Raw genomic sequence first — 12400 nt, 5'->3', positions numbered from 1 at the left:
TTTTAAAACGGATCAACTTCAGCTAAATCAGGATTGCTATTTGGGTTTGTTAATAAGACTTTCAGCTCACCTACTTCAGAGAGCGCAACGAGGATATAACCACTAATAAGGACGACGAGTCCGATGACCCTTAATGTTTGCAGTGTGATATCACGGCTATTGTTTTCGGAGTTGTCTTGGGGCGTTGAAGGTGGATTGTTATTCATAAATAGGGCTCCCATCTTTTGTATTTATATATGTGCGAAATCATTATTTAACTTATGGATAGGAATTATATAGTCATTTTCACTATATGAGAACTGCCTATGAAAAGTGATAAGGAATTTTTGGGCGAGAAAAGAGGGGAATCCAAAAGATTATTAAAACTGAACTTTTGGATTCCCCTCTTTTTATTTATCTTGCTATTTGTGGTGGTCGGATTTCCTGTAAACGACCAGTTGGTGAGGGCTAATGAATCAGTGGGGGGATGAATAAAACCCCACTGATTCATTATTTTCATGTAAATAAAAGGAGGTTAGTTAACCAAAGTAGTTATCCTAATATACGCAATGATTCTTTAATAAACGCCGGTATATCTTCTGGTTGTCTACTTGTGACTAGCTGGTTTTGGCATACGACAACCTCTGTGTCATGAAAGTTTCCGCCGGCGTTTTTTAAATCGACTTCAATAGATTTATATCCAGTGACATCACGTCCTTCAAGTGTTTGTGCAGTGATGAGTAGCTGAGGTCCGTGACAAATAGCGAAAACAGGTTTTTTTGCATCCATAAATGCTTTACTAAAGCGAACGAAACGCTCATCTGCACGAAGTATATCTGGAGAAAATCCACCGGGTATGAAGAGTGCATCAAAGTTTTCTGGAGAAACACCATCAATATTTTTATCAATTACGACTTCGCTTTTTTCTTGTTTACCGTGTACCGTTTTACCTTTTTCCATTTCAATAGTTGTTAATTCATATCCCTTCTGTTTAAAAGCTTCTACTGGCTCTGTGTATTCTGTGTCCTCGAAATAATCCGTTATTAAAATAGCAATTTTTTTACTCATTCTAATCCGCTCCTTACATTATATTATCGGTTCCAGAATCGTCCTTGGGCAATGCCTTCTATAAATGACTCAATTGAAGTGTTTGTTAAGTTGTAAACTCCTGCTCCATCCAGTTTAATCTTACTATGGTCCAAAGCATGAGGATTACTAAGAACATGAGCTATCGGTTTAAAATGTTTAAAAGTAGTTTCTGCAAATTCTAAAACAGGGGGGTGAATGACAGACTCACTACTAAACACTAATACTGCATCAAAAAGGGAGGAGTCTGTTGTTGTATAAGTATCAGTTACTTTAATGGAATCATTGAACTGATAAATTTTATTATCTATGATGCTATAGTTAATTCGGTGTTGTACAAAAGCTTGAATCCATTCGGACAGAAGTGAGACGCTTGGGTCACCATTTAATAGAATTGCAACATTTTTGGAATCAGATTTAAAAATAGTATTGGACATACTTAGTGCAGGTGATTTTGCATCTGAATTTACTTCGTGATTTTCCTTAGGTAAAGGAGCTCCAATAATGTTAGCGACTTCTTGTGCTAATTGACGATCGACGTGGTTTAAGAGAGCAATTACATTTGCCTTCACCATGTCTGATTTACACTTCCCAACTTCAAAGCAAAAAGCTTCTTTTATGTGCTGCTTTTCAATAGGGCTCATACTATTGTAGAAAAGTTTAGCCTGAGAATAAAAGTTAAGAAAGCTTTTACTGCGACCTCTAATTTTATGCCCATCAATCTTTTCTTGATAATGTTCATATCCTCCTTGTTCGGCTTGGACGGTTGCAGGTTGATTGTTATTTAATCCATTAGGATGATAGCTTGTTTGACCGCGATGAATCTGCATTTGATGCATACCATCACGTTGATTATTATGAAAAGGACATACGGGCTGATTGATAGGGATTTGATGGAAATTAGGGCCCCCTAAACGAGATAATTGTGTATCTGTATAGGAGAATAATCTTCCTTGCAGAAGAGGGTCATTTGAAAAATCAATACCTGGTACGACATGACCAGGGTGAAAAGCTACCTGCTCTGTTTCAGCAAAGAAGTTATCAACATTTTTGTTCAATGTCATTTTACCAACTAATTTTACGGGAACTTTTTCTTCTGGCCATAATTTCGTTGGATCTAAAATATCAAAATCAAATTTATGTTCATCTTCTTCTGGAATTAACTGTAATCCAAGTTCCCATTCAGGATAATCCCCTTTTTCAATTGCTTCGTATAAATCTTGACGATGAAAATCAGGATTTTTCCCAGCAATCTTTTGAGCTTCATCCCATACTAATGAATGAACCCCGAGGGTAGGTTTCCAGTGAAACTTTACGAAATGGGCTTTTCCTTCTGCGTTAATGAGTCGAAATGTGTGAACTCCAAAACCTTCCATCATTCGTAAACTACGCGGAATAGCTCGGTCGCTCATTTGCCACATGACCATATGAGTGGACTCAGGATTATGCGCAACAAAGTCCCAAAAGGTATCATGAGCGCTAGCTCCTTGAGGAATATCATTATGTGGTTCTGGTTTAACTGCATGGACAAAATCAGGAAATTTAATAGCATCTTGGATAAAGAATACTGGCATATTATTACCCACTAAATCATAGTTTCCTTCATCTGTATAAAATTTTGTGGCGAATCCGCGTACATCTCTTACTGTGTCGTTGGATCCTTTAGAACCTTGAACGGTTGAGAACCGTACAAATACAGGTGTTTTCTTTGAAGGATTAGTAAGAAAATCTGCTTTCGTATATGTTTCTAAAGATTCATAAAGCTGAAAATAACCATGAGCGCCAACCCCGCGTGCATGAACAATCCTTTCGGGAATTCGTTCGTGATCAAAATGAGTCATTTTCTCGCGAAAGTGGAAATCCTCCATTAAGGTTGGGCCTCTTAAGCCCATCTTTAAAGAAAATTCATCTTCAGCTATTTTTACCCCTTGATTTGTTGTTAAAGCATGTTTGCATTGATTGTCAGTAACGTGATGCTTCAATTGTTCCGTTTTTTTATTCACAATATAGGCCCCTCCTTTACTCTGTTAATTAATAGATACCCTTTTTATTAGTATGTAAACATGTATTATCGTTTTTGTATGTAAAAATCATAAAATATCGGTTGTTTCAGTGATTCTTGTTTGAGGAAGCAAAATAAAAAAGCCAAGGATAATTTATTTTCTCCTTGGCTTTTAAGATATTTCTTTTTGTTAAAACGAAGAAACGCGTTGCTTCGTTTTTGGTACAATAATAAATTTGATCCAGAGTAACCCGATAATCATAATGATAAGGCTATGTAAAAATTGACCTGTAGCAATGAGTATAACACTCGAAAATACAATGAGTTGAATACTTAGCAATATAAAGATTAAGCTAAGAAATTGTTTCATTCTTTCTTCAGTATGGATTGGATATAATGCTGCAATAATATTTCCCGAAAAATATTTCCATAGTGAACGAAGCTGCATAGAGATCATATATAGAACGATATAAGCGATAGCACCTTTTACGTATATGTTTGGTATAAAATATAAGGCGAAAGCACCGATCAATCCTAAGCGAATATATATACCGAAATAATCATTTCCACGTAAAAATGCTAGTGTATGTAAGTAGAAGAAAGTTGCTCGTTTTTTATGTAATAAAGGTTCAATCCAAGTTGTAAGCCATTTTCTTTTATTTACTTGCTTATTTAGTTGCGGAACATCGGTGAAGATGCTAGCAAATTGATAAAAACGAACGTTCATTTTTTCTTCTTGCTCGATTATGTAATCCCACGGTATTCGCTTTGTAGGCTGTTTTTTCGTATATAGAATTAGGAAAGCAAGTAGTAAGAGTAGTCCGCCCAATATGAGAACATTTGCGGAATAAAACAGCATGTAAATGATTAGGGCGTTACAAGTAATACGAATGATCAGCCATATATTTTTTTCGTGACTATCACGCCACATCCAATGTATGTACATGTTCCAAGCTTTCGTAATCATTAACGCGATAAAGATTGTACATAAAAAAGGTACAGTTAATTGCAATGATTGCATAGCAAGTGGTACGAGAATAAGGAACGTAAATAATAATGGAAAAAGTTGAATGATGTAATTGTATAGAAGAGATTTTTTGAAATAGGATGTTAATTTCTCTTCTAATGCAAGCAAATAGACAGCATCAGGTTTTTGAATAAATGTACGGATAGGGCATCTCGTTATAATGAACGTAAGTACAATCGTTATAATTATTAAAGATATTCCTTTAGAAGGAGATGCTTTTAGAAACTGAGCATAGTAGTATGCGCCAACGCATGAAATAAAGATAAAGCTATATAGTAAACCGTTAATCATACGTGCAAAGTATGTAATGATATTTTGAATATGTTGTTGGAAGCGACTGCTCCATAGCGATTCGATTGACATGTTTTTCACCTCTTTGTTCTATTATATATGTTTTACAAAAGAAAAAACGAGCAAATTGCGTTATGCAACTTGCCCGTTTTTCTTTTCGTTATTTTTTTTCTGATCACGATTCATTAATGGATAGAAAGCAAATCCAATTACGAATAAACCAATTCCGAGAAGGAACGTTTTTATATCGGATGCGCCGGTTTTAATAACCCATAGTGCGTAGCAAAGTGCGATCACTGCGACTATACCATCTGTAATTCTTGCCCGCATTTCATTTTTATATGTTTCACCAGTTGCGACTAGTTTTAACTGGAAGATTGGTGAAACGAGATATGGAATGAGGTAGGCCAGTGTTGATACGGTAATAACGAATGTATAAGCTTCCGCAATAGTTCCTGATAATGTTGAGAATAGGAATACTTGCGACATAATGTTTGTTAATCGTAATGAGTAAATTGGACTTCCTTTTTTATTTGTTTTCGTGAAGAAGGAAGGGAAGAAACCTTCTTTTGCTGCTTGATAAGGTACTTCTGAGCTTAATAAAATCCAGCCTAAGATAGAACCGAACAGGGAAGTAAGAGCAAGTAATGCCATCAGTTTCCCGCCGCCATGACCCATTGCAGCGTTTAGTGCATCTGCTAATGGACGTTCAGAAGTTTGTAATTTATCAACGTGAAGTACACCCATTGTTAAAATTGTAATTCCTAAGTAAATCGCAACTGTAATAAGTAATCCCGCAACTGTTGCACGTTTTACCGTTTTTGGAGAAACAGCACGGTTTGATAAAAGAACGGCTGATTCAATTCCGATAAACGCCCAAAGCGTTGTAAGAGCAGCTAAATTTACTTGTGAAAGAAGACCGTGTGATGCACCTGATTTATCAATCATCGGTGTGTACCATTGTCCAAACTTAGAAGCTTCGAATGCAAATAACGTAACGACGATGAATAAAAGGAATCCAGTTACTTTCGTTGTTGTTGCTAAGAAGTTTAGTTTTCCAGCTCCGCTTACACCGTTCGTTAATATAATATGAGTTCCCCAAAGTAAGATGGAACAAATCGTAAATGTAATTAGTTTTCCGACTTCTACGTTAAACGAGCCGATTGAAAATAGTAGTCGCGTATCTTTCATAATTGGGAAGAAGAGTGATAAATATCCCGCAAATGATGTAATGATGGCAACGTTACTTGCCCAGTTTGCAACCCAATATCCCCATACCATACTGAAACCAGCCATTTTTTTCTTTTTTGGTGTTGAGAATAAAGCATATGCATGACTTTGTGGCCCTGTCGTTAAATCAGGACGACGAATTGCTAAATTACCGAAAACAAGAGCTAGCATTAAAACACCAAACCCTGTAGTTAACCAAGCTAAAGTGACACCGAGTGGGCTTGCTGTTTGTGCCAACGTACTTGGCACCATGAAAATACCAGCGCCAACCATGTTACCGACAACGAAAGCTGTTAGTACCCAAAAGCCCCATTTTTTTTGTTGCATAGAAAAATACCTCCAAAGTTAGTATAACCAAGTCAAGCGAGGAGATATGTATGTCTTCCTGAGTCAGGAAGAGAAGTCCCAAACAAAACAAAAAAAGCACGTAATCTGCCGCTACATGCTTTCTATCTTATAAGAAACCCACGACATACCTCTCGATAGCTCTCCACAAACGAAACGTTTGTGACAGTTCTGCACTTATTAAATGCAGACCCAGCAAGCGTGCATGGTGGACACGACTTACTTCGGCAACCATTCCTTTCTCATTCCTTCATCAATGCCACTACATCTCCTGAAATGATACTCTTAATGATTGCAACCTCTACCTCACCGAGATACGAATGAGGATTTAAATATTAAATTAACGTCTTTAAGAGTAACAAATGAATTTTTATACGTCAATGGATATAGTAATAATCAGATTATAGAGAAGAGTTTGTGATTAGGAATGAATAATTATTTGATATAAAAAGAAGCCGATCTAAACTAGATCAGCTTCTACATATAAAATTAAACTAAGTTTAATACTGTTACTTTTTCACGTGTCATAGACTCAAGGCTCTTACGAATACCTTGTGCGCCCATACCTGAACCTTTTACACCAATGAATGGGAAGTGGTCAGGGCCGCGCTCTGTGCGTCCGTTAATTTGAACAGAACCAGTTTCGATTTTGTTAGCAATTGCAAATGCTTTGTTAATGTCTTTTGTGAAGACACTTGCTTGCAGACCGAACTCTGATTTGTTAGCAATCTCAATTGCTTGCTCATCTGAAGAAACACGGATGATTGGAAGGATTGGGCCGAATGGCTCTTCCCAAGCAACTTTCATTTCTTCTGTTACGTGGTCGATTAATGTTGGGTAAATTAAGTTACGCTCACGTTTGTTACCGATAACGATTGTTGCACCTTTTTCTACAGCGTCGTCAACTAAACCTTGAACGAAGTCAGCAGACTTGTCGTCGATTAATGGAACGATTGTGCTGTCTTGTTCTGGAGATCCAACTGATAGTTCAGCTACTTGTGCTTTTAATAAGTCAACAAGCTCGTCCGCTACGTTTTCGTGTACAAGTACACGTTTAATAGCTGTACAACGTTGACCAGAGTAAGAGAATGCACCGCTTACGATATGGTTTGCAGCATCTTGTAAGTCAGCATCTTCACGAACGATACCAGGATCTTTACCACCAAGTTCTAATACAAGTGGAATCATTGAAGCTTTTTTCGCTAAATGTTTACCTGTGTTTGTACCACCTGTGAACGATACCATATTGATGCCTTCGTGTTCTACTAAGTAGTCACCAATTACAGAACCGCGTCCTGTAGCTACGTTTACAAGACCTTTTGGAAGGCCAGCTTTGTGAAGTGCTTCCACCATTTTAATACCACTAATTGCACCTTGAGTTGCTGGTTTGAAAATAACAGCGTTACCCATAATTAATGCTGGTGCAAGTTTTGCAGCAGATAAGTTTACTGGGTAGTTAAATGGTGCGATTGCTAATACAATACCAAGTGGTGCGCGTTGGATAATCGCAAGTTTAGATTTCGTTCCGCCAGGGAAGCTATCGCCCATCATGCTTTCTCCGTGCATATGTAAAGCTTCTTCGATCGTGTAACGAATGAAGTCAGCTGTACGAACAACTTCTTTCTTCGCATCTTTATAGCCTTTACCGACTTCTTTCATAATGATATCGGCAATTTCATCCTGCATATTTACGAGCTCATCAGCCCATTTATATAAGTATTTTGCGCGATCTTGTAGGGAAGCTTCAGCCCATGATTTTTGAGCTTCTTTTGCAGATGCAATTGCTTCATCTACTTCTCCGCGAGTAATTGCTTGTACTTGTCCAATTACTTCGTGTAAGTATGGAGATGGAATTTCGATTGTTTCTCCTGAAGAGCTTTCTCTCCATTCTCCGTTTAAATAAAATTTGTACGTATTGCTAGTTGTCATGATTAGTCCTCCTAAAATAGCAACTTGTAAGAGTGAGTATAAGGTGATTGTAGGGGGTTTGATAACATTTTTCAAACGAAATGTTTGTGAAAACGATTTCTTATTCTTTTTTTATTTTGTATGCCCTTTCTTACGGAATATTCTCTTATTTCAAAATGATGTAGCGTATATTTTTATTCAGTTTGTAAAAAAAATAATTGACAGAATACTCAATAAAGTTGTAAGATTATAAATGGAAAATAAATGAAAGGGGTGTGCGTAATGATTGTAATCGTAAATGTAATGGGCTTAGCTCTGTTAAATGGCAGAAAACATTCATATCATTACGCAACCCGTGCGGATATATAAGGCATTCTCTGTCTTATAAGAAGCGTACGTTGCGTATATCGTAACGTACGCTTTTTATGCATTTTTGTGCATATCGTCAAGCGGCGGTATGCTTTTTTTTGTTTATTTTTCCTTGTATGGTTACGATGAAAATTTTGGAAGGTGGAAAAATGTGATGAGATTGTATGGGTTACGAAATGTAAATGTGATGGGTCTGGATAGTGGATAAAGAAGTGAGAGTTAAACGAGAACGAGAAGGGAGAGGTTACATTGTTATCAGTATTACTAAAGCTAAAATGGTTTTTTAAAGAGCATTGGAAGAGATATAGTATCGCTATTGGAGCTCTTTTAATTGTAAATATAGTTGAAGTCATTCCCCCGAAAGTGTTAGGGGTTACGATAGATAATATAAAAACAGGAACGTTAACGAATGCGGAGATTATGCAATTTATTCTCATTTTAATAGGGGTTACGGTAATTGGATATGGTCTTACTTTCGTTTGGCAACACCAGCTGTTTGGGGGAGCATTCGTACTGGAGAAAACGATGCGCTCTAAATTTATGGGGCACTTACTTAAAATGACACCGACGTTTTATCATAAAAATCGTACGGGTGATTTAATGGCGAGAGCGACAAATGATTTAAAAGCAATTGCTATGACAGCTGGTTTCGGTATATTAACGCTCGTGGATTCGAGTTTATATATGCTTACGATTGTCTTTATGATGGGATTTACAATTAGTTGGGAGCTTACATTTGCGGCGCTTATACCGCTTCCGATTATGGCGTATGCGATGAACATATATGGAAAGAAATTGCATGAGAGATTTACAGTCGCGCAAGATGCGTTCGGAGATATGAATGATAAAGTACTTGAATCGATTGCTGGTGTGCGTGTTATTCGTGCATACGTACAAGAGAATGCAGACGAGGAAAGATTTCATCATTTAGGAGATGACGTCTACGAAAAAAATATGAAGGTAGCAAGAATTGATGCATTATTCCAACCAACTGTGAAAATGCTTGTCGGTCTTAGTTATTTAATCGGCTTAGTGTACGGTGCATACCTTGTGTTCCAGTCAAAGGTGACGCTTGGTGAACTCGTTTCTTTTAACGTGTATTTAGGGATGATGATTTGGCCGATGTTTGCAATTGGTGAATTAATCAATGTTATGCAAAGAGGAAATGCTTCGCTTGACCGTGTGAATGAAACGTTAGCGTATGAGCCAGATGTAAAGAATCCAAAACATCCAAAGCTTGTGCAAGATCCGGATTATATTCAGTTTGATGATGTGTCTTTCTCATACCCTTCATCAACTGAAGAAAATTTAAAGAAGGTTTCTTTCACATTAAAGCAAGGAGAAACGCTAGGGGTTGTCGGAAAAACAGGAAGCGGGAAAACGACGCTTGTACGTCAGCTTCTTCGTCAATATCCGCTTGGAGATGGAGATATTGCGGTCTCTGATGTGACATTAGATAAAATAACAAATGAAAATGTACTCGGATGGATTGGGTATGTACCTCAGGAACATATTTTGTTCTCAAAAACAGCGAGAGAAAATATTTTATTCGGAAATAGGGAAGCGACGGAAGAAGAACTTGAGAAAGCAATTGAAATTGCTGCGTTTAAAAAAGACTTAGAGTTTTTACCAGAAGGATTAGAAACGCTCGTTGGAGAGAAAGGTGTTTCTTTATCAGGAGGGCAAAAACAAAGGATCTCGATTGCGCGAGCTGTTATTCAAAATCCAGAAATTTTAATTTTGGACGATTCTTTATCAGCTGTAGATGCTCGTACGGAAGCAGCGATCATTGAAAATATAAGAACAGAAAGAAGCGGAAAGACGACGATTATTACGACGCACCGTTTATCTGCAGTGCAACATGCGGATTGGATTCTCGTTATGGATGAGGGGCAAGTAATGGAAGAAGGTACACATGCTCAGCTTATCCAGAGCGGAGGCTGGTATGCTGAGCAGTTTGAAAGACAACAAGGTGAAAGTGAAAGTGCGGATAGTGGGGTGAAAATATGAGCGTTTCAAAACGATTGTTTCAATATGCGATGAAAGTGAAGGGGACGATTTTTGCAGCGATGCTAATGTTATTTATTTTCGTCATTGCAGAGCTTGCTGGTCCTTTCGTCGCTAAAACGATGATTGATGATCATATCGTCGGGATAGAGAAACCTTGGTATGAAACAGAAAAGAGTGAAGAAGCTGTTTCATATAATGGCGCTTTTTATAAGCGAAGTGATCGCTTTGAACAAGGCGAGACAAAAGGTAAAGAAGTACGTGTGATGCAAGTCGGTTTTCAATATTATTTTGTACCGAATAAAGTGAATATTGAAGGGTCACGTACTGTAAAAGGTGATATGATTACCGTTCAAAATGGTAAGGCGGTGCAAGTGTATAAAGCGAAGGCATTAACGAAAGAAGAAGTGTTTGCATTTTATAAACCAGAAATAAACCGTCTATTATTACTTGGTGGTGGCTATTTCGCTTTATTAGTAGTCGTATCATTATTTGCATACGGAAAGCAGTTCTTCTTGCAGAAGGCAGCGAACAAAATTATTCAAATTATGAGGGAAGATGTGTTTTCTCATATTCAAACGTTGCCGATTCGTTATTTCGATCATTTACCGGCGGGGAAAATTGTTTCGCGTGTGACGAATGATACAGAGGCCATTCGTGATTTATATGTAACTGTACTTGCAACATTCGTTTCTAGTATTATTTATATTATTGGGATATTCGCTGCGCTATTTTTATTAGATGTGAAGCTCGCTTCATTATGTTTATTAATTATCCCAATTTTAATTGTTTGGGCGATTCTTTATAGAAAATATGCGTCTGTATATAATCATAAAATGCGTTCACGTTTATCCGATATTAACGGAACAGTGAATGAATCCATTCAAGGGATGCCAATTATTCAAGCGTTCCGTCAAGAGCGTGAAACGAAAAAAGAATTTGAAGAATTAAACGGCGATTATTTTAAGTATCAAAATAAAATTTTAAATTTAAATGCAGCAACTTCGCATAACTTAGTAGCTGTATTAAGAAATATCGCTTTCACAGGAGTGATTTGGTATTTCGGCGGTGCGTCATTAAGTGCTACAGGTATTATTTCACTTGGGGTACTGTATGCGTTCGTCGATTATTTAACACGATTATTCTCGCCAATTACGAATATGGTGAACCAGCTTGCAAACTTAGAGCAAGCGCGCGTTGCATCAGAACGTGTCTTTGAATTGTTAGAGGAAAAAGGAGAAGCGGTAGAAGAAGAACGTATGCCTCGTTTAAAAGGAAATGTAAAATTTGATAATGTATCATTTTCTTATAATGGAAAAGATGAAGTGTTAAAAAATATTTCTTTTGAAGCGAAACAAGGCGAGACAGTGGCACTTGTCGGTCATACTGGATCAGGAAAAAGTTCTATCATGAATGTACTCTTTCAATTTTATGAGTTTGAAAAAGGAAAGCTTACGATTGATGGTCATGATGTAAGAGAAATGCCGAAACAAGCAACTCGTGAGCATATGGGAATCGTATTGCAAGACCCGTTTTTATTTAGCGGGACGGTCGCTTACAACGTAAGCTTAGAAAACGAAAAAATTTCAAAAGAGCGCATTGTAAAGGCGCTACGTGATGTTGGTGCTGAAAGATTTGCAAACAATATAAATGAAGAAATTACAGAAAAGGGAAGTACGCTTTCCACTGGAGAACGTCAGCTTATTTCGTTTGCTAGGGCGCTTGCTTTTGATCCAGCTATCTTAATACTAGATGAAGCAACGTCTAGTATTGATACAGAAACAGAGGCGATGATTCAACAAGCACTAGAAGTTGTGAAAAAAGGAAGAACGACGTTTATTATCGCTCACCGCCTTTCAACAATTAAAAGCGCAGATCAAATTATTGTGCTCGATAGAGGGACGATTTTGGAAAAAGGGTCTCATGATGAACTCATGAAAAAGCGTGGGCGTTATTATGATATGTATAAAACGCAAATGGAAGGCAATCAGAGTGCTTAATAGGTATGGAGGAGAACTTGTGATTTTCACAAGTTCTTTTTTATTGATGAACATGTCGACTCTTTAGCGAATTACGACAGTTAAATAAGAAGTATTGTTTTACCTTTTTCTTTATAAATGCTATATTAAAAAATGTTACTTATTTTTTGTATGTGG

The 12400-nt window shown here is 37.2% G+C and carries 9 protein-coding genes and 1 riboswitch; of the genes, 3 read left to right on the top strand and 6 right to left on the bottom strand.

Annotation, left to right across the window (positions count from 1 at the left end; translation table 11 throughout):
- Positions 1-2: 2 nt before the first annotated feature.
- Entirely contained in the window at positions 3-206 is a 204-nt protein-coding gene (locus ASE54_RS32650) for a hypothetical protein (RefSeq protein ID WP_001063872.1), read from the bottom strand.
- Between the two features lie 99 nt (positions 207-305).
- On the opposite strand from ASE54_RS32650, the gene ASE54_RS36640 reads away from it, so the two are divergent.
- On the top strand, positions 306-470 hold the full coding sequence (locus tag ASE54_RS36640; RefSeq protein WP_163115714.1) for a hypothetical protein: 165 nt from the start codon (positions 306-308) through the stop codon (positions 468-470).
- 61 nt (positions 471-531) lie between these two features.
- Here the strand turns inward: ASE54_RS36640 and ASE54_RS32645 are convergent, their stop codons facing one another.
- The 5 genes from ASE54_RS32645 to gapN all read right to left on the bottom strand — a co-directional run bounded on the left by ASE54_RS32645 (position 532) and on the right by gapN (position 7889).
- Complete coding sequence (locus tag ASE54_RS32645; protein WP_000037536.1) at positions 532-1047, bottom strand: type 1 glutamine amidotransferase domain-containing protein; 516 nt, start codon at positions 1045-1047, stop codon at positions 532-534.
- 23 nt (positions 1048-1070) lie between these two features.
- Positions 1071-3068: a catalase gene (locus tag ASE54_RS32640; RefSeq protein WP_001036539.1), complete on the bottom strand. Its 1998-nt coding sequence runs from the start codon at positions 3066-3068 to the stop codon at positions 1071-1073.
- A 189-nt stretch (positions 3069-3257) separates the two neighbouring features.
- Positions 3258-4457 (bottom strand): ABC transporter permease, encoded by a 1200-nt coding sequence (locus ASE54_RS32635; RefSeq protein WP_000021356.1) that lies wholly within the window; start codon positions 4455-4457, stop codon positions 3258-3260.
- Between the two features lie 60 nt (positions 4458-4517).
- Positions 4518-5942 carry an amino acid permease gene (locus tag ASE54_RS32630; RefSeq protein ID WP_001186305.1) on the bottom strand — a complete coding sequence of 475 codons (1425 nt, stop codon included), beginning with the start codon at positions 5940-5942 and terminating at the stop codon, positions 4518-4520.
- A gap of 148 nt (positions 5943-6090) precedes the next feature.
- Positions 6091-6272, bottom strand: a riboswitch (Lysine riboswitch).
- 177 nt (positions 6273-6449) lie between these two features.
- The gene (gene gapN / locus ASE54_RS32625) at positions 6450-7889 is read right to left on the bottom strand and encodes an NADP-dependent glyceraldehyde-3-phosphate dehydrogenase (protein WP_000213618.1); all 1440 of its coding nucleotides are present in this window, start codon (positions 7887-7889) and stop codon (positions 6450-6452) included.
- A 597-nt stretch (positions 7890-8486) separates the two neighbouring features.
- On the opposite strand from gapN, the gene ASE54_RS32620 reads away from it, so the two are divergent.
- Positions 8487-10247 carry an ABC transporter transmembrane domain-containing protein gene (locus tag ASE54_RS32620; RefSeq protein ID WP_000953777.1) on the top strand — a complete coding sequence of 587 codons (1761 nt, stop codon included), beginning with the start codon at positions 8487-8489 and terminating at the stop codon, positions 10245-10247.
- Positions 10244-12244: an ABC transporter ATP-binding protein gene (locus tag ASE54_RS32615; RefSeq protein WP_000116623.1), complete on the top strand. Its 2001-nt coding sequence runs from the start codon at positions 10244-10246 to the stop codon at positions 12242-12244. Before ASE54_RS32620 ends, ASE54_RS32615 begins: the two co-directional genes overlap by 4 nt.
- Positions 12245-12400: the final 156 nt, after the last annotated feature.

The sequence above is a fragment of the Bacillus sp. Root131 genome, from assembly GCF_001429475.1.
In the GTDB taxonomy this organism is placed as follows: domain Bacteria; phylum Bacillota; class Bacilli; order Bacillales; family Bacillaceae_G; genus Bacillus_A; species Bacillus_A thuringiensis_S.
This window is presented reverse-complemented; position numbering and strand designations above follow the sequence as displayed.

Coding starts and splice junctions, on each gene's coding strand:
- ASE54_RS36640 (WP_163115714.1), top strand. CDS start 306: ATGAAAAGTGATAAGGAATTTTTGGGCGAGAAAAGAGGGGAATCCAAA.
- ASE54_RS32650 (WP_001063872.1), bottom strand. CDS start 206: ATGAATAACAATCCACCTTCAACGCCCCAAGACAACTCCGAAAACAAT.
- gapN (WP_000213618.1), bottom strand. CDS start 7,889: ATGACAACTAGCAATACGTACAAATTTTATTTAAACGGAGAATGGAGA.
- ASE54_RS32635 (WP_000021356.1), bottom strand. CDS start 4,457: ATGTCAATCGAATCGCTATGGAGCAGTCGCTTCCAACAACATATTCAA.
- ASE54_RS32645 (WP_000037536.1), bottom strand. CDS start 1,047: ATGAGTAAAAAAATTGCTATTTTAATAACGGATTATTTCGAGGACACA.
- ASE54_RS32630 (WP_001186305.1), bottom strand. CDS start 5,942: ATGCAACAAAAAAAATGGGGCTTTTGGGTACTAACAGCTTTCGTTGTC.
- ASE54_RS32615 (WP_000116623.1), top strand. CDS start 10,244: ATGAGCGTTTCAAAACGATTGTTTCAATATGCGATGAAAGTGAAGGGG.